Here is a 20,355-nt window from a genome sequence, read left to right as displayed (position 1 = left end):
TTAGCGTCCTCTCCAGAATTTGCCCTGCCATGAATCCCGCGCTTTGAGTTCAGCGTCAATGGCATTGAGCACTTCCCATTTCTTAAGGCTCCACATCGGACCGATCAATAGATCACGCGGTGCGTCGCCCGTCAGACGATGGACGGTCATCTCCGGTGGGAGGAATTCGAGCGAGTCGACAATTAGCTTAATATATTCGTCTTGCTCCAAGAAGCGGAGCAGTCCAGCTTCATATTGTTTCACCATCGGCGTTTTGCGCATGAGATGGAGGAGGTGGATCTTAATGCCCTGCACATCCATCTGTGCTACGGCGCGACCTGTATCCAGCATCATTTCATGGGTTTCCTGCGGAAGTCCATAAATAATATGAGCGCAGACGCGAATGTTATGCTTACGCAGCTTTGCGACCGCATCGAGATAACATTGCGTATCGTGCGCGCGGTTAATGAGCTCTGACGTGGATTCATGAACGGTCTGGAGGCCCATCTCGACCCAGAGGTACGTACGCTCATTCAACTCCGCCAAATATTCGACGACATCGTCGGGCAGACAATCCGGACGTGTTGCGATAGAGAGGCCGATAACGCCAGGCTGTTGCAAAATAACCTCGAAATATTCACGGAGCTCTTCGACCGGCGCATACGTATTTGTATAAGCTTGGAAGTAGCCGATGTATTTGGCGTGAGGCCATTTCTGATGCTGGAGATCCCGAATCTTATTGAATTGGGTGACCAGATCGTCACGTCGGCTTCCCGCGAAATCACCAGATCCCCTAGCGCTGCAGAAGGTACATCCGCCCTTGGCAATGGAACCGTCGCGGTTCGGACATGTAAATCCGGCGTCCAGCATAACTTTAAATACTTTATCTCCGAACTGCTCCCGCATTTCGTAGTTCCATGTATGAAATCGTTTATCTCCCCAGAGCTTGGGATGATTCGGTTCAGTCGTTATCATTGGTGATATGTGCTCCTTTATTGCCAATTAAGCGATTTTTCTAGATCGATAATCATTTTACTATTGTACCAATAAAGGAACGAAAAATCGAATAAATTCCCATGAATTGAGGCGAAGTGAAGCCATTTGTCACTTGAAAAACCTTACATGTTATGTTATATTACAACTATCAGCAAGAACGATTTAACCTCGCATATATGCTTCATAATTTCATATTTTTCTTGTTTCTGAACACAATAACGTTAAGAGGTGATGTCAATGCATACCGAAGTTAAAGGTTCGCAAGGAACAGAGAAAGTGTTGGTTGAACTGACGCTGAATGAAGCCATGGCGCTGACAGGTGTCCGTTTTAATGAGAATCGAGAGGTAGCTGCTTCCGCTCGTCGTAAATTGAATTCCGCGATTGAACGCAAGTATGAGATTGAAGAGAATGTACATTAAGTTGTCGCTTTAGAAATAGAAGATTTGAAATCCGGATGCATCTGCTGATGCCTTCGGATTTTTTTATTTGACTTCGATGCTCTTGTACCCAATTTTCTCTCAGCACCCGGATTAGGCCGGATGTATATATTACTGTAGACATCCGATTCGAAAGAAGGGTTACTATGAAGAAATCAGCACGCGGGATCATTCGCATTCAGACGCCGCTCGGCGGGCCATTTCATATTGGATTGAACGCGAGCATTCAGGAGAAGCTCGGTGCAAGCGGGCGCATCACGGTTATTCGAGGAAAGGCGAGAACGCAATTATTTGTTGAACTACTATCTCTTGAAGGGGATACGGGAAAGGAGATCCGATTATCGAAGGCGCATGCGCGTAAGCTCGGTCTTCGGAATAACCAGCGCGTGCTCGCTTCGTACTTCCGGCGCAGTAAAGTCCTCGTTCTCCGGAAGTGTATTGTGAAGAAGTAGAATCTTCGTGATGCAGTTGGCGCAGTGGGAGAGGGGGGAGATCGTCGCGACGTCCTCATGCTTGCTTCCCTATCCTGTATTTCATCCAACATAGCGGGCTCGTTTCATGTCAATGTCCCTCTATGTTGGATCTCTGCAGGATAGAGCGGCAAAATTAGCTGAATCTGGGTCCCAACAAGTGAAGTTCCTGCAAAAATCCAACATAGCAGTCCAGGACTATCCTTTCACCCCCAAGTTCCTGCAAAAATCCACGATAGGCGCACTCACCACCCAAGTCACTGTTCATATCCATGTTAGCTGCACACATTCCCAAATCATTTTCTCCCGCGTAACAGGAACATCCTCTTTACTTTTTTGTGTTTCTTCGGCACAATAAAGCTTTAGAATAGCTTAGGAGGATTTATCATGCGTCTAAGAGGTAGAAAAGGGATTCGGGAGAACCTGGAACAACAGACCGATCTGGTTGTTCTTGAGCCCCATACGTATAAAGGTCGTTGGCACGAGTTCTTCGGTAATGACCGTCCGATTTATGTAGAGCTTGGCATGGGAAAAGGCCAATTCGTCAGCCGAATGAGCGCGAAGTATCCCGATGTGAATTTTATTGGTATGGATATGTATGATGAGTTGGTTCGCCGTGCGAGCGACAAGGCCCGTAAGGTATGGGCCGAGCAAGGCGTAGACAGCCCGCCGAACGTGGCGCTAGCGCGTGCGAATATTGAGAAGCTTGAGGAAATTTTCGCTCCGGGTGAAATTACGCGCGTCTACCTGAACTTCAGCGATCCGTGGCCGAAGGCGCGTCATGCACGCCGCAGACTGACGCATCATCGTTTTGTGGACAAGTACATCGGTGTCATGAACGCGAAAGGCGAGATCCACTTTAAGACCGATTCCGAGACGTTGTTCGAGTTCTCTCTGAATTCCTTCGCGGATATGGGTCTTCAAATGACGAATATCTCCTTGAACTTACATCGCAACGGATTGAACGAAGAGCATGTCATGACCGAATACGAGCAGAAGTTCATGGGTAAAGGCATGAATATCCACCGCGTTGAGGTTGTAATCGGGGAAGATGCACTTCAAGCTTATCAAGAGCGCAAGCTTGCTGCACAGCAGGCGGAAGCGGAAGTAGCGGATCAAGAAGATGACGACACAGATGAATAATCTATGTTAGACGATATCCGATAGATATCTTTCATAAATGGGCATAAGCCCGTATCCAATAAGAAACCTCCGTTATCCCAATGCGATGACGGAGGTTTTTTGCTTTTCATATGAAGTTAGCAGGCCAACATGCCACGGTGATCACCGCGAACAAGGTGCCAATGAAAGCGCCTACGAAGCAATCTGATGGGTAATGAAGCCCGAGATAGATTCGCGATAGCGCGACGATGAGTGCGAGTGGCAGCAGCACCATGGTGAGTACCGGGAACTGAATCATCATCGGTAAGAGCATCGAAAATATAGCCGTCGAATGACCGGAAGGAAAAGAATGATCGACCAGCGGCTTACGGAATGTATTCGTCTGCGGATGTGCGAGATGCGGACGAATACGCGGGTATAATTTTTTGATAATGGCTACTGGAATATGACTAAGCCCAAGTGCGATCAGGGATTGCAGGCCGACACGATTCCATGGATGAGGTGCTAGAATGGCTAGCACGGAGGTGATGCAGATCGTTAGTGTTGCACCGCCTAAATGCGTGATGTAATACAGGATGACGTTAAGAAATTTATGATGCAAGCGGCCGTTTATCCATAGGAATACCCGTTTCTCACGCTGCAACAACCAATTGAAAACACGGCTCATTGAATCCCCCCCGCTATATTCTAACACAAATACCCCCAATCTACGCCAGTCTGTAGTTGGAATATTCATGTTAAGATTACCAGTTCGATTCTTTACATTACGCATGAAAGTCTTCTTCGGGCGTGTAGGCTTGGGAAGCATTTCGACGATAATCACTCGCTGTAATACCTGTGAACTTTTTGAATACCCGATTGAAAGAACTGATATTTAGGAATCCAGTCTGGACCGCAATTTCCTGGACGAATAGATCGGTATGCAGCAGCAGGGTGCTCGCTTGCTCCACACGATATTTATTGACCGCATCCACGAAGTTCGTTCCAGTCTTCTCCTTATAATAGGTTGAGAGATAACTGGACGTAATTTTAAGCTTGTCAGCCACAATATCTAAGGTGACGGCTTCAGCGTAGTGATTCGCTAGATAATCATGCACAAACCGAACGATGGGATCGATCACTTCCTTATGATCACGGATGAACTGACAGGCTGACTCGATGAGATCTTTGAAATATTGCTCCAGATCATACATCGTATAGACGGGCAGACGTGACGCAGCTGCTTGAGCTAGAGGCTCAGCATCCAACTGGAGTGAATAGACGATCCGTAGTACTTTGTCGGTCATCTCTTCTAGAAATTTGTTGTAATGATACATACTCGGATTCTTCTTCTGTAGTTGAGAGAGCGTTCGGTCGAGTATAAGCAAGACTTGCTGGACATTGCCTTCCTGGAGATGGAGATGCATCTCTTGCTCGAAGGTGTTCGTGTATAACAACCGTTCACTGTGTATCGCTTCATTCCTCAGAATAATCGTTGAGTCGTTAAAAGGACGATGTTTGATACGTAAGAGCGCTTCCTCGTAGGCTTGTGTCATCTGCGCTGTATGCGGATAAAGTGAACTGACGGCAATGGAATAGAACCCGAACTCTTTATCTGCCTCGAGTAATTCTTTGATACGCATCAAATGCACTTCGAACTGTGCAGTCTGTTCCGCTTCCGGCTGGGCCTCATTTAAATAATGAATAAGCACGATTTGATTCGGTTCTGTCTGGAAGATGAGGGATTGCGGCGATTCCTTATGGACCATCTGACTTACATATTCCGCCATGAAGTGCGTGCTCCGTTCAACACTCATGCGAAATGCTTCATAATAGCGCTTGTTCGGTGAAAACTGAAATAAAATGAAGCGGAATGGCGTCTGATTTTTCGGTGTACCTACTTCTTCATGCCTATGATTCCCACGAATTTTCTTGAGTTGGTTCATGATGTCGTAATGCTGCAGAAGGGAAGTCTTCTTGTGCAGGTCATCTGAAGTCTGTTGATGGGATTGAATGATCATGCCGATATTTTCCCGAATATAGTCGAACTGGTTCCGATGATCCGTGACGCCATCCTTTTGATTCAGATCACGAATGGTATCAATGATTTTCTGAACTGGATTGTTGAAACGCATACTGAATACCACCGATGCAATGATACTGATGACGATCGAGATCACGAGCAGCGTGATTAACGTAATATGAAGCTTGGTATATTGCGCAGACAGAGAATCCGCGGGAATAATATTGACGTAGGTATAGCCGGAAGTTGCTCCTTTTTGATAGAAATAATAGTCGTTATCCGTTAATATCCAGGATTGATCCGCCGGTAGTGAGGGGAGAGCCTTCTCATTTGTATTATTAGCGACGAATAGTGGCTGCCCTTGCTTGTCCAGGATATAGAAATTGTTGTTAATGGATTGATGATAAGCGGACTTGATGCTCTTCGCATCGATTAAGGCGAGCATCGCGTAATTCGGAATCAGCTTACTCTTGACGAGCAGCGGAAAGACAAGCGGCGATTCCGATGGAACGGACGGGTCATATAGATTCGTAAACGTTGTCGCCGGCAGCAACATGAACGATTGGTGCGCTGCAAGTGAATCCTTCCAGAAGTCCAGATTATATTGGAAGTGATGATAGAAGCGGCTAATCATCTTCTCTTCATCCGCGCCGCGCAGCGAATCCAGCACCATCCCATGCTGCTCATCGAACACAAGCAGGTTATAGAGATGAAGCTGAGGATTGCCAATCGTATCACGCAGGTCATCAATAATTTTGGAAGCGCTAACATATTTGAAGGCCTTCGCATCCAGCGCTTGTAGATTGGTGTTGTTGACATAGAAATTGACTAGCAGACTATTGATCAATTCGAAATATTGCTCGAAGTTACGCGTGGTGAATTTCAAATTCTCACTATTATATTGAATAATCTCATTCTGGATATTCCGTTGATATAACGTTAACGAGAACAAACTGAACGTAACGAAGAGCATAATAATAGTGATGAAATAGATCAATAGTTTTCGAAAGGTGGAGTGGGACAGTTGTTTAAGTTGAAGCGCTTTTCGCATGCTGTTGCCCTGCCTTTATTGAAGGATAATCATATCTCTAGAACCTGCGCATATTTCTGGATCGTCTATAAATTTGCTCACAAATGCGGAGAATGCTCATTGGCAATTGCTTCCTAGGCTTCTAGTATAAAAGAAAATTGATCGATGGAAAAGCAAAAATGACGATGAGGAGGATGGGGCGATGGTTCAGCTCAGACGATTGTGGAAGGAAAAGTATCTCTATTTATTATTGTTGCCGGGGCTCATCTATTTTATCGTGTACCGGTACGTGCCGATGCTGGGCAATGTGATCGCGTTCCAAGATTTCAGTCCATTTCAAGGGTTCCTTCATAGTGATTGGGTGGGCATGAAGCATTTTGTGAAAATTTTCGAAGACAAAGAAGTTATCCGTGTCATTTGGAATACGTTGTACCTTTCTTTCTTACAAATTCTATTCGCATTCCCGGCTTCCGTTGTTTTATCTCTCTTATTAAATGAAGTGCGAAACGGTAAGTTCAAACGGATTGTCCAATCGATCGTATATTTACCTCATTTTCTATCGTGGGTTGTCGTCATCGGGATCGCAACGGTGTTCCTCAAAACGAATGGCGTCGTGAATCAGCTCCTCCATTCAGTGTTCGGTATGGAGCCTATCGCTTTCATGCAAGAACCAGGTTGGTTCATGCCTTTGATCGTCTTGGAAGTTATTTGGAAAGAAACCGGATGGGGCACGATTATTTTCCTTGCTGCACTTGCAGGTGTAAGCCCTGCGCTCTATGAGGCGGCGATCGTGGATGGTGCGAACCGATGGAGACAAATCTGGCACATCACACTGCCCGCAATTCGCAGTACGATTGTTATTCTCTTAATTCTCCGTCTAGGCAGCGTACTCGATGTAGGCTTCGAACAGATTTTCTTGATGCTGAATCCGCTTAATAAAGAGATCGGCAATGTTCTCGATACGTTTGTCTACTTCAAAGGGATTGAACAATCGGATTTCAGTTTCGCAACAGCAGTCGGCTTATTCAAATCATTCGTAGGGCTTGTACTCATCGTTGGCGCAAATCGTCTAGCAAAGCGCTTCGGTGAAGAAGGGGTATACTAGGAGGGATGGTATTATGATTAGATCGAATAGCAGATTAAGCAGAGCAGCAGATATCATCAATTACTGTGTGCTCATTCTCATCGGAATCGCGATGCTCTTTCCATTCTATTATATGGTGGTTGTATCCTTTTCCTCCTATGCAGATTTCGTACAGCAGGATATGTTATTATGGCCCAAGACATGGCTGTTAGACGCGTATGAATTTATACTTGGCTCCAAAGTATTGTTCCGTTCCATTGGGGTCACGATCTTTGTGACCGTGGCTGCGACCTTATTCAGCCTTCTATTAACGGCGATGATGGCCTATGCGTTAGCTCGTAATATTATGGGCCAACGGTACTTCTTATTTATGATTCTATTCACATTCGTATTTAGTGCGGGGATTATTCCGACTTATCTCGTTGTGAAGGAAACCCATTTACTAGATTCCTTTTGGTCCTTGATCATCCCGAGTGCGATTAACTCGTTCAACTTGATCGTCATGCGGCAGTTCTTCTTAAGCATTCCGAATGAACTCTCGGAAGCAGCACTGATCGATGGCGCGAATGATCTCCAAATATTCAGTCGTGTGATCTTGCCTTTGTCGAAACCGTCTCTGGCTGCATTCGGGCTATTCTATGCGGTATCGAACTGGAATGCCTACTTCAACGCCATTCTCTATATTAGCGATCCAGCCAAATGGACCGTGCAGGTCGTCTTGCGACAGATTGTCGTATTGGGTCAGACCAAAGCTACGCTGTCCGATGCGGCACAAATGGCAATGGCGCAGAATCCACCTCCAACGGAAACGGTTGGGATGGCCGCCATTTTGATTGCTACCATACCCATCCTCGTCGTCTATCCGTTTCTGCAAAAGCATTTTGCGAAAGGGGTGATGCTCGGGGCTGTTAAAGGGTAACACAGTGAATTCGTGAGTGTACATGGGAATGAATTAATGGGAGGGTTCGTAGAGATGAAATTAAAAAACGCAATGGTTCTATTATTAAGTCTTACGATCACAGCTAGCTTCACAGCTTGTTCAGGCAGTAAGGAAGGAAGCTCAGCAGAAGGCTCTTCGAATGGCGGGCAATCGGACAAGCCGATAACGATCACATTATTTGACGGAACGTGGGAGAACCCTGTACCAGAGCCGAAAGGTCCTGCCGTAGATGCGATTAACAAGCGATTCAACGTGGATCTTCAGACGCAATACATTCCTTTTGATTCTTATGATGAGAAGGTTGCTGTGCGGATGGCCTCGGGTGATATTCCAGATGTAATCGGTGCAGAGTCCGTTGACGCCAACTTTGTCAAATGGGCCAAGCAAGGGGCTTATCTGCCGCTAAATGATTTTATCAAGGACTATCCGAATTTAAATGCGATTCCAGCATCTGACTGGGATTCTCTGAAAATTGATGGAACGATTTATGGCATCCCAGATTATTTCTCGGGTAAAGGCGGGAAGAAGCCGGTTATCCGTAAAGACTGGCTCGATAAGCTCGGACTTGCGATGCCGACGAACTATGAGGAATTGAAGGCTGTAGCGCTAGCATTTACGAAGAATGATCCTGACGGGAATGGGAAGGCCGATACGCTTGGTCTAGGGCTTGCGAAGGGCTTCGCGTATGATCCATCCTTCGGGGCATATTGGTCGAGTTCGGCTTGGTATCATAAGAATGATCAAGGGCAGTTGATTCCAGGGAATATTGCGCAAGGAAATAAAGAGAAGGTTCAATTCTTAAGCGAGCTCTATCAAGCAGGAGCGATCAGCAAAGATTGGGCGATTACGACCTATAAAGACGTATTTAAAGATTTTAATGCCGGTAAAGTCGGAATTTGGTATGAACAGCCAGGGAATAGCGGGAATAATGGTTTAGATTTTGACGTGCTTCGTCAAAATGCTCCGGAAGCTGTCGTTGTTCCGATCCCTGCATTCAAACAATCAGACGGTCAGCAAGGCATCCCATCGGGCCCGGCTTGGTATCGGATGTACATGATATCCGCGAAGCTGAAGGACCAACCGGAGAAAGTGAAGAAAATTCTTGAAATGCTCAATGAATTCAAGACAGTTGTGCCTGAAGACAAGCGGAATCCGCAGAATGAATGGATCGACTGGCTCAATGGTCATGAAGGCACAGGATATACGATGAAAGACGGTGTTGTTCAACCAGATTTGAACCAACGCTCGAAGGTTGCTCCAGCTGCGTACATTATGAACCAAGGGTGGGTAACGGATGATTCGGATCTCGAAGTGTTCGTGAAGATTGCGGCAACGCCAGAAGGCAAAGCATTTAACCGTGCGATGACCGATTACTTGAAATCGTCTAAATTTTATGTAAATCCTGTCAAACGCATTATTTCGACAAGTTATATGGAGAAGAATACTGAGCTCTCCCAATACATATCCGATGAGACAACCAAGATGGTTGTTGGACAGCGTCCTATTTCCGACTGGGATAAGATGGTGGAAGAGTATATGAGCAAGGGCGGTAAGGAAGTTATCGATCAAGTAAACGATGAGATGAAGAAGAACAATATCCAAGGCGAATGGAAGTAAGCGTGTACTTGAAAGGGCTCTCATTAGATTTCTAATGAGGGCTCTTGTTTTTTAATTGTGAATATTGTGTGAATTCATCCAAATATTTGAACTTTTTGCCGGGTTGTAACGTTGTTAATGTTAAGGTAAAGTATCTTAAGATGAAAATTTTCAGAAAAAAGGAGGAGAAAGCGAAATAAAAACAGAGGATTTGGATGAAAATAAGACATAAGCAGGTTTAGGTCACGAACATATGCGTTATATTGGGTTAATTTCCGATATTCAAGACCTAGATCGGTTTTGACAAATGAACATAAAGAGAAGAGAATCATTAGGTGCAGCGAAGTTGCAATTGAACCTCCTGATCGCGCATAATGAGAACTGCAAGACAAGAACAATATAGAGAGAGAAAAACAACACAAACAATATTAAAGGGGTAAAAGGGGGTATCAACTGTATGATCGACGTCATTATGGTTGTGCTGCAAGTCTTACTGGCAGTAATTGGGATATACCAATTCACACTGTCATTAGCTGGAATTATTAGAAAGAAGAACAAAGTACGTCATGAACCGAAGAAAACATTCGCAGTGCTCGTCGCCGCACATAACGAAGAGACGGTTGTTGGAGCGCTTGTCGAGAATTTATTGAAACTCAAGTATCCAAGAGATATGTACGATATTTTCGTGATTTGTGATAATTGCACCGATAATACAGCCAATATCGTTCGCAGCTACGAAGGGGTTTATGCATGCGAACGCAGCAATCCAACATTGAGTGGTAAAGGGTACGCGATTGAGTGGATGCTTAAGGAATTGTGGAAACACCCACGTCAGTACGATGCGATCGTGATGTTCGATGCGGACAACTTGGCAAGCCCTGAGTTCTTGTCTGAGATGAACAATGATCTATGCAATGGCGCTCGCGTTATTCAAGGTTACTTGGATACGAAGAACCCGCATGACTCATGGATTACAGCCGCTTATGGCGTAACGTACTGGTATTGCAACCGTCTATGGCAGCTATCCCGTAGAAACTTGAACATGGCTAATTTCTTAGGCGGTACAGGAATGTGCTTCGAGACGGCATTGCTGAAGGAAATGGGTTGGGGTGCGACAAGCCTCGTAGAGGATTTGGAGTTCACGGCACGCTGCGTATCCCGCGGTGTGAATCCGGTATTCAACTACGATGCAAAGGTATTCGATGAGAAGCCATTAACGTTCAAAGCATCTTCCCGCCAACGTTTGCGTTGGATGCAAGGTCACTTTACTGTCGCACGTCGTTATTTCTTCCCGCTCTTGTGGAAGGCGATTAAAGAAAGAAATTTAGCGAAATTCGATATGGCGTTATATACGATTACGGTCTATACCGTATTGGCGACCTTCTTACTGTCGGCCGTATTATGGGTGGATGCAGCATTCTTTGACGGTCCGAACATTATGACCTTCTATCAGTTCTTGCCGCCTTGGGTGGCCATTGTATCGCTGTTAGCGTCTTGTGTCACATTCGTACTCGCGCTTATTCTTGAGGGTGTGAAGTCATGGAGAATTTACGTCTCGCTGATCACATTCCCGATCTTCTTGTTGTCCTGGTGGCCGATTACGGTCTATGCGTTCTTCACGCAGAACAACAAAACATGGAGCCACACGGAGCATACGCGCGTTGTTCGCCTTGAGGAAGTTCAGAGCGAACAAGCATCTTAATTGAATTTGTCAAAAGCGGGCGTATGCTTCATGCATACAGCTCGCTTTTTTTAAGACTAAATTCATAAGTTTCCGAGGACTACATAAAAGTACTTGACATCACTTGGACAGCATGATATATTATTTGAGTACGTTTGACGTACATAGTCAAAGTAGAAGCCCACGCTTCTCACCTGCCCGACATCAGTTGGCTGGTCCATGAGTCCATGAATAGTTCATGGAGATATTGTTCATTAATGATAATGATCAAATGGATGTGGGTTCTTCTGGGACTCACATCCTTTTATTGTTCTATAGAGGGAATTCAAGTTGGAGGTGGAAGGTATTAGCAAGGATCATATGATTAACGATGAAATTCGAGCGAAGGAAGTACGTCTTGTAGGTGCAGAAGGCGAGCAAATCGGTATTACTCCGTTTCGTGAAGCACTCCAAATGGCGATCGACTTGAATCTAGACCTGGTCAACGTAGCACCAACGGCGAAACCGCCAGTTTGTCGGATTATGGATTACGGTAAATTCCGTTACGAGCAGCAGAAGAAAGAAAAAGAGGCTCGTAAGAATCAGAAGATCGTCGATGTCAAGGAAGTATGGTTCCGTGCCAACATCGATGAACATGATTTCCAAACGAAGCTTCGCAATGTATTGAAATTCTTGAAAGACGGCGATAAAGTGAAATGCTCCGTGCGTTTCCGTGGTCGTGAGATTGCGCATTCGGATATCGGTAGGAAGGTACTGGAACGCGTTCTGCAAGAAGCGAATGAGCTCTGCTCAGTCGAACGTGCTGCGAAGCTGGAAGGCCGCAGCATGATCATGATTTTAGCGCCTAAAGCGTAATTAAGTCTATTGAGGAGGAACAACAAATGCCGAAAATGAAAACACATAGCAGTCTGAAAGACCGCTTCAAAGTCACAGGTACAGGTAAAGTGAAAAGATATAAATCTTGCAAAAACCACTTGCTTTCACACAAATCTAACCGTGCTAAACGTGTTCTTTGCACGCAACCGAACATGGCTGCAGGCGATGTTAGACGCTTGAAACAAGGCTTAGCGAACTTGAAATAATACACAATAATTTATTGGGAGGTACTTCGAAATGGCAAGAGTAAAAGGCGGATTTGTAACACGTCGTCGTCATAACAAGATTTTAAAGCTTGCTAAAGGTTACTTTGGCTCGAAACATAGAATTTTCAAAACTGCAAAAGAACAGGTTAATAAATCCCTGGTCTATGCATACCGCGATCGTCGCACAACAAAACGTAACTTCCGCAAATTGTGGATCGTACGTATTAACGCGGCTGCTCGTATGAACGGATTGTCTTACAGCAAATTGATGCACGGCCTTAAATTGGCTGGTGTAGACATCAACCGCAAAATGTTGGCTGACCTTGCAGTGAACGATCTAAATGCGTTCAACTCTTTGGCTGGCGTAGCAAAAGAAAAAATCAACGCTTAATTTATATTAAGTGCTGTTAAGAGAGTCGTCACATCTGTGACGGCTCTTTTTGGTTGTTCGGTCACGATGGATAAAGAGTTGAACGATGGTTAATAAATTTACGTGTGTTATGTTGTGCGAATGCTAGGGGACAAGAGTCCAATCTTTTTCTGGCTCCTAGAATAGAGTGTAGATAATCCAGGAAAAGGAGGGTTTTCTCATGGCAGTCACAAAGGCTCAAGCCCAGAGGCTTATCGGTAAGAAGATTTTAGCCGTTCGGAAAGATGGGAGTTATGTTACGGGTAAACTGGTTCGAATTGCCGGAAATCGTCTTATTCTTGAACGTCGTTCTGGTAAAAAAGTCCATACAAAAGCAATTATTCCACTTGTATTATTCGACCTCTTGGCGATTGGAACAGCGAGCAGTCCATATTACGGAGGGTATGGATATGGCGGTTCTCCATACGGAGGTTACGGCAACGGCTATGGCGGATACAATCAATATGGATATTATTAAAGAGGGAATGGGCAGCAGAAATCTTAAAGGTCGAGCCGTCTGAGTAATTCGTAGTAATGCGTTTCCTGCCAATGATGCATAATATGATAACCCGAGCGAATATAGAAGAGCAGTGCGCCTTGATTCACGTCATCGACGAGCAGCTTGGATTGATGGCATCCTAATCGTCGCGCATAGTTTTCAGCTGTGAGCAGCAACCTAGCTCCATACCCTTTGCGTTTGTGGCTGGACTTCACAGCAAGCATATCGATGTACATCCATTTGCCGTGGATCATGACGTGAATGAAACCAAGCGGCTCACTGCTCGGAAGCGCGGACAGAATGAAGGTTCTTCCGCGTTTCAACCTTGTTAGAACGTCCTTTGCCACTTCGTCGTGGGACATGATGTAGGGGGACATCGGAAGTAATTCTGACTCTACGAGTGCAATGATTTCTGCATCATCAGAGTGCGATTGGCGCATACGGATAAGCATGTGTTTTCACCCCGTTCGAAGGAAAGTTAGATGATCCATGCGTTTATGTATTGTATGTGCGTGCGGATGGAAGGGGAATTTTTTTATTACATAGCTATTGACTTCTGTCATAAGCTAGGAATATAATACATCTAACAATTTGAAACATATTGGTAATAGCGATGAAGAGGACGAAGTTTTAAGGGCCCTTTTGCTCAGAGAGTGTGTGGAACTTGCTGCAACCACCACCGAAATCCCTTATATACGAGCTCACCTCGGAGCTGTTCTCCTGAACGAATTCCATTTGGGAACTATTAGGGAGAGTCGTAAGATACACGTTACGTATCAGCGTACATGCAGAGGATTTGATTGGCTGCATCGTACCTATGAAGGTTACACATTGCGAGATGTGTAGCAAATTTGGGTGGTACCACGGAAGATCAACCTTTCGTCCCTCATCACGTGCAATACGTGTGAGGACGGAAGGTTTTTTTGATTTTAAATTAATTTTCAAAAAAGGAGGAACACTTATGAACGCTCAAAGTGCAATGATGGGGTCAAAAGAACAACTACGCGAAAAATGGATGAAGCCGGAAGTGATTACGGGTTCGGAAATTCTGCTTCGCAGTCTACTGCTAGAAGGTGTCGAATGCGTCTTCGGCTATCCGGGTGGCGCAGTGCTCTACATTTACGATGCAATGCATGGATTTGATGATTTCAAACACGTTCTTACACGTCACGAACAAGGCGCGATTCATGCGGCAGATGGATATGCAAGAGCAAGCGGCAACGTCGGCGTGTGTATCGCAACTTCTGGACCGGGGGCAACTAACCTCGTCACTGGAATTGCGACAGCTTATATGGATTCGGTGCCGCTCGTAGTCATTACAGGCAACGTAGCGACGAACTTCATTGGTACGGATGCATTCCAAGAAGCGGACATTACAGGGATTACGATGCCGATCACGAAGCATAGTTATCTCGTCCGCGATGTAGAGGATCTACCGCGCATCATTCACGAAGCGTTCCATATTGCCTCTACAGGTCGTAAAGGTCCGGTCCTTATCGACATCCCAAAAGACGTATCGGCGAACAAAACGATGTTCAAACCTGTGACGGAAGTGAACATTCGTGGATATAACCCAACGGTGAATCCGAATCGTCTACAGACGGATAAATTGCTGAAGGCCATCGAATCGGCACAAAGACCACTTATTCTAGCGGGTGGCGGCGTTGTCTACTCTGGTGGTCACGAGGAATTGTATCAGTTCGTTACGACAACGGGCATTCCGATTACGACAACATTACTCGGACTTGGCGGATTCCCGAGCGGTCACGATCTCTGGACAGGAATGCCGGGGATGCACGGAACATTTGCATCGAACAAGGCGCTCCAGAATACAGATTTGCTGATCAACATTGGCGCTAGATTTGATGATCGGGTAACGATGAAGCTTCAAGGCTTTGCTCCACACGCCAAAGTGGTTCATATTGATATCGATCCAGCGGAGATCGGCAAGAATGTACCGACGGACATCCCAATCGTGGGTGATGTCAAAACCGTTCTTGAAATCTTAAACAAAGATGCGAAATATGCGCATGTCGATGCTTGGCGAGCTCAAGTGATGCAGTGGAAAGAAGAGCAACCACTTCAATACGTAGATTCCGAGACGGAATTAAAACCGCAATGGGTCATTGAAATGCTGCACCGCACAACACAAGGTCAAGCGATCGTAACGACAGACGTTGGGCAGCATCAAATGTGGGCAGCACAGTTCTACAAATTCAATCAACCGCGCTCCTTCGTCACTTCCGGTGGTCTTGGAACGATGGGCTTCGGATTCCCATCCGCGATTGGTGCGCAAATGGCACATCCTGATCGCTTAGTCATATCGATCAACGGCGACGGCGGTATGCAGATGTGTGCACAAGAGCTTGCGATCTGTGCGATCAACAACATTCCGGTAAAGGTCGTTATTATTAACAACCAAGTATTGGGGATGGTTCGTCAGTGGCAAGAGATTATCTATAAAGGCCGTTATAGCCATATTGATCTTGAAGGAAGCCCGGATTTCCCGAAACTCGCCGAAGCTTACGGCGTGAAGGGATTACGTGCAACGAATAAAGAAGAAGCTGAGGCTGCATGGCAGGAAGCACTAAATACATCGGGTCCGGTCGTCGTCGAATTTGTGGTCCGCAAGGGTGAGAACGTCTACCCGATGGTTCAAGCAGGAGACACGATCGATCAAATGTTATTGGGGGATAGCGAATGATGCAGACTAAACATACCATCGCCGTTCTAGTAAATGATCAACCAGGTGTATTGCAACGCGTATCCGGCTTGTTCGGACGCCGTGGATTTAATATCGAGAGTATCACGGTGGGACAGTCGGAAGAAGCCGGCTTGTCCCGGATGGTTATCGTTACGGAAGGCGACAGCGGAACGCTAGAGCAAATCGAGAAACAACTGTACAAATTGATTGATGTTATCAAAGTGATTGATCTGAGCTCGAAGCCGATGGTGGCACGCGAGCTCGCCTTGATCAAAGTAAAGGCAGAACCCAATGTACGTCCTGAGATTATGGGTGTCGTTGAAACCTTCCGTGCAGCGGTTGTCGATATTGGCACACATAGCATGATGGTTCAAGTCGTTGGGGATACCGACAAGATCGATGCGATGATCGAGTTGATGAAACCTTACGGAATCAAGGAGCTTAGCCGGACTGGTGTCACCGCCATGATCCGCGGCAACGCCAACTAACACTATTATCAAATGCCCGCTAAGCGGGTGTTTGAGAGGATAGGACAACCCTATCCTTTGAGACACCCGCTTAGCGAGGGTTTACAATTAAAAGGAGGATTTACTATTATGGCAGTTACAATGTTCTACGAAAATGATGCAGATTTAAGCGTTCTTAAAGGGAAAACAATCGCAATTATCGGTTACGGAAGCCAAGGTCACGCTCAAGCACAAAACTTGCGTGATAGCGGATTGAACGTTGTTATCGGTCTTCGCGAAGGTAAATCAGCTGATAAAGCTCGCAATGACGGTTTTGAAGTATTGTCGGTTGCAGACGCTACACTCCGTGCGGATGTCGTTCAAATCTTGATGCCGGATGAGACGCAAGCTAGCGTGTACAAGAACGAAATCGAACCAAACTTGAAATCCGATGCGGCACTACTCTTCTCTCACGGTTTCAACGTTCACTTCGGACAAATCGTTCCGAAGAAAGGTAACGACGTATTGCTCGTAGCACCGAAATCCCCAGGACACATGGTTCGTCGTACGTATGTTGAAGGCTTCGGCGTTCCTGGCTTGATCGCAATCGAGCAAGATGCAACTGGTAATGCACAAGCAATCGGTCTTGCATATGCAAAAGGTATCGGTTGTACGCGTGCAGGGGTTATCGAAACAACATTCGCTGAAGAGACAGAAACAGATTTGTTCGGTGAGCAAGCTGTACTTTGCGGTGGTGTAAGCGCACTTGTTAAAGCAGGTTTCGAAACATTGACAGAAGCTGGATACGCTCCTGAAATGGCATACTTCGAGTGCTTGCACGAATTGAAATTGATCGTTGACTTGATGTATGAAGGCGGACTTGCTTCCATGCGCGATTCCATCAGTAACACAGCTGAGTACGGCGACTATGTAACAGGTCCTCGTATCGTGACAGATGAGACGAAGAAAGCGATGAAAGCTGTATTGTCCGATATCCAACAAGGTAAATTCGCTCGCGACTTCATCCTTGAAAATCAATCGAACCGTGCATTCTTGACAGCAACTCGCCGTAACGAAGCAAACCACCCAATCGAAGTGGTTGGCGGTCAACTTCGTGAATTGATGCATTGGATCAAGAAATAATAAATAATAATATCATAGCGTTTTTGAAAAGCTTCCGGAGGGTCACCTTCGGAAGCTTTTAGCAATAAAGCTTCTTAGTTCAATTCGGAGGTGCAGCATGCGTAAAATTTATATTTTTGATACAACTTTACGGGATGGTGAGCAATCGCCCGGCGTCAATTTGAATACGAAAGAAAAAGTGGAAATCGCTTACCAGCTTGAAAAACTGGGTGTTGATCGGATTGAAGCAGGTTTTCCTGCTGCATCGCCCGGGGATTTGGCGGCGGTGAATGCGGTAGCTCGTGCGGTAAAGAATGCTTCCGTGATCGGACTCGCTCGTTCACGTACCCAAGATATCGATGCGGTACGTGAAGCCTTAATCGGTGCGCAAGATCCATGCATCCACTTGTTCCTTGCATCTTCTCCAATTCACCGTCAACACAAGCTTCGGATGACGAAGGAGCAAATGCTCGAAGCGGCAGAATCGGCGATTAAGTATGCGAAGAAGTATTTCAGCAAAATTGAATTCTCACCAGAAGATGCGGGGCGTACGGAGCTGGACTTCTTATGCCAAGTAACGGAGATGGCGATCAAAGCAGGTGCGACGGTTGTCAATATTCCGGATACAGTTGGCTTCTTGACGCCATATGAATACGGCAATATTTTCAAGACGCTGAAGGAGAACGTCAAAGGTATCGAGACGATTCAGCTTAGTGCCCATTGCCACGATGATTTGGGGATGGCTACTGCCAATGCACTTGCGGCCATCTTGAATGGTGCGGATCAAATTGAAGGCACAATCAATGGAATCGGGGAACGTGCTGGGAATACTTCCCTCGAAGAAGTGGCGATGGCACTTGAGACGCGCCAAGAATTTTTCCAAGCGAAGACGACATTGCACTTGTCCGAAATTGCGCGAACAAGCCGCCTCGTGAGCAAATTGACAGGGATGGTCGTACCTGGGAATAAAGCTATTGTGGGTGCGAACGCATTCGCGCACGAATCTGGCATTCACCAGGATGGCATGCTGAAAGAGAAGACGACATACGAGATTATGTCACCAGAGACGATCGGACTGAAAGACAGCAAGCTCGTGCTTGGCAAACATTCAGGCCGCCATGCATTCCGTGAGAAATTGATTGATCTAGGCTATGATCTGGGCGAAGAGCAAGTGAATATCGCATTTGCGAAGTTCAAAGACTTGGCCGACAAGAAAAAAGAAGTATCTGACGAGGACATTCGCGCGATGATCGAAGAGAAATTGATCGAAACGCAAGAAGTATTCAAACTTGATATCCTTCATGTTTCGTATGGCAATCAATTCGTTCCATCTGCACGTGTGACGCTCCACACCATCGATGGGAAGACATTGGAAGAAGAAGCGGAAGGTAATGGTTCGGTTGATGCGATTTACAATGCGATTGATAAAGCGACGGGCGAAGAGGTGGAGCTTAGCGATTACTCCATCAAATCTGTATCGCACGGGAAAGACGCACAAGGTGAAGTTCATGTCATTCTGGCACAGAATGGCATTACGGAACAGGGCCGCGGCGTAAGTACGGATATTCTCGAAGCGAGTGCCAAAGCATACATCGATGCATTGAATCGTCTAATCGAGAAGCGGAAGACATCTACAGGTCGCCGTGACAAAATGAGCTTAATCTAATCTAACGAAAACATAGAAGAACCACTTGCGACTCTTCACTGCATGCCCATTGTCAGATCATCTAACAATGGGCATGCAGTAGTGTACAAGTGGTTTTTTGTTTACCGATATGCAGGTTTGTGCAGTAACTCCGGAATGGTCACAATTTCAATGTTCTGGGCTCGGAGCTCTGCGACCATACTTGGCAGCGCCTCGATCGTCCCCGTCAAATCTTCCCCTACGCCTCCGGCTCCGTGCTGCAGTACGATCGCGCCTGAAGTGATGTGGCTCATGATATTATCTCTAACTTGATCGGCAGATAAGCCTTTCCAATCGAGGGAGTCGACGTTCCAGTTAATAATTTTCATATGCTTGCTCGCAAGCCATTTAATCTGATCTTCGCTTACATTGCCATAAGGAGGTCGAATGAATAGCATCGTTTTACCCGTAATTTTCTTGATAATATGTTCTGTCTTTAGAACTTCATTTTGAAATGCGGCATCGGCGATTTTGGGCAAGTTCGCATGTGTATAGGAATGATTGCCCAGAACATGTCCCTCGTTGATCATTCGCTGAACGATCTCAGGATGGCTCTCCGCACGGTTTCCGACCACGAAGAATGTTGCTTTGATATCAAGCTTTTTGAGTGTATCAAGAATGAGTGGTGTGAAATAATCATCAGGCACATCGTCAAATGTTAACGCAATACGTCTGGGGGCGGTAGGACCATGAAGTAAGAAAGTGGAGCTATATTTGGCTCGAAGCTCTGCTAAGGTAAGTGGCTGCGGCTTACGGACACTAGATTCTGCACCCCCAGCCAAGTCAGGCGTCACAGATTCATTCATCGAGAAAGGTCTCAGCGTATGAGGCTTTGAATAGTTTTTCACTTTTGGAGCTGAAGGGTTCGTGCAACCTGATAGGATGAGCGTCCATAAGAGTGAGAGCAGGAGTGTATTCTTGATGATTCTCATGATGCATGACCTCCATACGGCAAATATGCGTTCATCAAATTCCAGGTATAGTGTGAGTTTCCTAACCGAAAATTATGCAGCTTTATAGTCGATTCCTATTAAGATCATAGATTTTATATCTTAGTCAGAATAATAGGAT

At 45.8% G+C, this 20,355-nt stretch carries 20 protein-coding genes; 15 read left to right on the top strand and 5 right to left on the bottom strand.

Annotation, left to right across the window (positions count from 1 at the left end; translation table 11 throughout):
* Positions 1–954, bottom strand: coding sequence for a tRNA modification radical SAM protein MnmL/YtqA (gene mnmL, locus C558_RS0110790; protein WP_018756279.1), 954 nt, complete (start codon positions 952–954; stop codon positions 1–3).
* A 258-nt stretch (positions 955–1,212) separates the two neighbouring features.
* Here mnmL and C558_RS0110785 point away from each other — a divergent pair, with 258 nt between their 5' ends.
* The 3 genes from C558_RS0110785 (at position 1,213) to trmB (ending at position 3,026) form a co-directional block, all read left to right on the top strand.
* Entirely contained in the window at positions 1,213–1,395 is a 183-nt protein-coding gene (locus C558_RS0110785) for a hypothetical protein (protein WP_018756278.1), read from the top strand.
* 164 nt (positions 1,396–1,559) lie between these two features.
* Entirely contained in the window at positions 1,560–1,865 is a 306-nt protein-coding gene (locus C558_RS0110780) for a hypothetical protein (RefSeq protein ID WP_018756277.1), read from the top strand.
* A 405-nt stretch (positions 1,866–2,270) separates the two neighbouring features.
* Positions 2,271–3,026 (top strand): tRNA (guanosine(46)-N7)-methyltransferase TrmB, encoded by a 756-nt coding sequence (gene trmB, locus C558_RS0110770; protein WP_018756275.1) that lies wholly within the window; start codon positions 2,271–2,273, stop codon positions 3,024–3,026.
* A 106-nt stretch (positions 3,027–3,132) separates the two neighbouring features.
* On the opposite strand, the gene C558_RS0110765 is transcribed toward trmB, so the two are convergent.
* Positions 3,133–3,672 carry a phosphatase PAP2 family protein gene (locus tag C558_RS0110765; RefSeq protein ID WP_018756274.1) on the bottom strand — a complete coding sequence of 180 codons (540 nt, stop codon included), beginning with the start codon at positions 3,670–3,672 and terminating at the stop codon, positions 3,133–3,135.
* A 97-nt stretch (positions 3,673–3,769) separates the two neighbouring features.
* Complete coding sequence (locus C558_RS0110760; RefSeq protein WP_018756273.1) at positions 3,770–6,058, bottom strand: helix-turn-helix domain-containing protein; 2,289 nt, start codon at positions 6,056–6,058, stop codon at positions 3,770–3,772.
* Positions 6,059–6,239: 181 nt separating this feature from the next.
* Here C558_RS0110760 and C558_RS0110755 point away from each other — a divergent pair, with 181 nt between their 5' ends.
* The 8 genes from C558_RS0110755 (at position 6,240) to C558_RS0110715 (ending at position 13,307) form a co-directional block, all read left to right on the top strand.
* Positions 6,240–7,142, top strand: coding sequence for an ABC transporter permease (locus tag C558_RS0110755; RefSeq protein ID WP_018756272.1), 903 nt, complete (start codon positions 6,240–6,242; stop codon positions 7,140–7,142).
* A 13-nt stretch (positions 7,143–7,155) separates the two neighbouring features.
* Positions 7,156–8,040, top strand: coding sequence for a carbohydrate ABC transporter permease (locus tag C558_RS0110750; RefSeq protein ID WP_018756271.1), 885 nt, complete (start codon positions 7,156–7,158; stop codon positions 8,038–8,040).
* 54 nt (positions 8,041–8,094) lie between these two features.
* A complete protein-coding gene (locus tag C558_RS0110745) occupies positions 8,095–9,678 on the top strand; it encodes an extracellular solute-binding protein (protein WP_018756270.1) in 1,584 nt (527 codons plus the stop codon).
* 436 nt (positions 9,679–10,114) lie between these two features.
* The gene (locus tag C558_RS0110735; protein WP_018756268.1) at positions 10,115–11,359 is read left to right on the top strand and encodes a glycosyltransferase family 2 protein; all 1,245 of its coding nucleotides are present in this window, start codon (positions 10,115–10,117) and stop codon (positions 11,357–11,359) included.
* A 339-nt stretch (positions 11,360–11,698) separates the two neighbouring features.
* Positions 11,699–12,193, top strand: a complete 495-nt coding sequence (infC, locus tag C558_RS0110730) for a translation initiation factor IF-3 (protein ID WP_026263841.1) — start codon at positions 11,699–11,701, stop codon at positions 12,191–12,193.
* Positions 12,194–12,219: 26 nt separating this feature from the next.
* Complete coding sequence (gene rpmI, locus C558_RS0110725; protein WP_018756266.1) at positions 12,220–12,420, top strand: 50S ribosomal protein L35; 201 nt, start codon at positions 12,220–12,222, stop codon at positions 12,418–12,420.
* A gap of 31 nt (positions 12,421–12,451) precedes the next feature.
* Positions 12,452–12,811: a 50S ribosomal protein L20 gene (gene rplT, locus C558_RS0110720; protein ID WP_018756265.1), complete on the top strand. Its 360-nt coding sequence runs from the start codon at positions 12,452–12,454 to the stop codon at positions 12,809–12,811.
* 199 nt (positions 12,812–13,010) lie between these two features.
* Entirely contained in the window at positions 13,011–13,307 is a 297-nt protein-coding gene (locus C558_RS0110715) for a hypothetical protein (protein WP_018756264.1), read from the top strand.
* Between the two features lie 23 nt (positions 13,308–13,330).
* Here the strand turns inward: C558_RS0110715 and C558_RS0110710 are convergent, their stop codons facing one another.
* A complete protein-coding gene (locus C558_RS0110710) occupies positions 13,331–13,780 on the bottom strand; it encodes a GNAT family N-acetyltransferase (protein ID WP_018756263.1) in 450 nt (149 codons plus the stop codon).
* 509 nt (positions 13,781–14,289) lie between these two features.
* On the opposite strand from C558_RS0110710, the gene ilvB reads away from it, so the two are divergent.
* The 4 genes from ilvB to C558_RS0110690 all read left to right on the top strand — a co-directional run bounded on the left by ilvB (position 14,290) and on the right by C558_RS0110690 (position 19,266).
* A complete protein-coding gene (gene ilvB, locus C558_RS0110705; RefSeq protein WP_018756262.1) occupies positions 14,290–16,032 on the top strand; it encodes a biosynthetic-type acetolactate synthase large subunit in 1,743 nt (580 codons plus the stop codon).
* The gene (gene ilvN, locus C558_RS0110700; protein WP_026263840.1) at positions 16,032–16,520 is read left to right on the top strand and encodes an acetolactate synthase small subunit; all 489 of its coding nucleotides are present in this window, start codon (positions 16,032–16,034) and stop codon (positions 16,518–16,520) included. The genes ilvB and ilvN overlap by 1 nt, the downstream gene beginning before the upstream one ends.
* A 108-nt stretch (positions 16,521–16,628) precedes the next feature.
* Positions 16,629–17,621, top strand: coding sequence for a ketol-acid reductoisomerase (gene ilvC, locus C558_RS0110695; protein WP_018756260.1), 993 nt, complete (start codon positions 16,629–16,631; stop codon positions 17,619–17,621).
* A gap of 97 nt (positions 17,622–17,718) precedes the next feature.
* Positions 17,719–19,266: a 2-isopropylmalate synthase gene (locus C558_RS0110690; RefSeq protein WP_018756259.1), complete on the top strand. Its 1,548-nt coding sequence runs from the start codon at positions 17,719–17,721 to the stop codon at positions 19,264–19,266.
* Positions 19,267–19,367: 101 nt separating this feature from the next.
* On the opposite strand, the gene C558_RS0110685 is transcribed toward C558_RS0110690, so the two are convergent.
* On the bottom strand, positions 19,368–20,216 hold the full coding sequence (locus C558_RS0110685; protein WP_018756258.1) for a polysaccharide deacetylase family protein: 849 nt from the start codon (positions 20,214–20,216) through the stop codon (positions 19,368–19,370).
* Between the last annotated feature and the right edge of the window lie 139 nt (positions 20,217–20,355).

This window comes from Paenibacillus terrigena DSM 21567 (assembly GCF_000374845.1).
In the GTDB taxonomy this organism is placed as follows: Bacteria; Bacillota; Bacilli; order Paenibacillales; family Paenibacillaceae; genus Paenibacillus_K; species Paenibacillus_K terrigena.
Note: the sequence above shows the minus strand (reverse complement) of the source record. Positions and strands in the feature narration are given on the sequence as shown.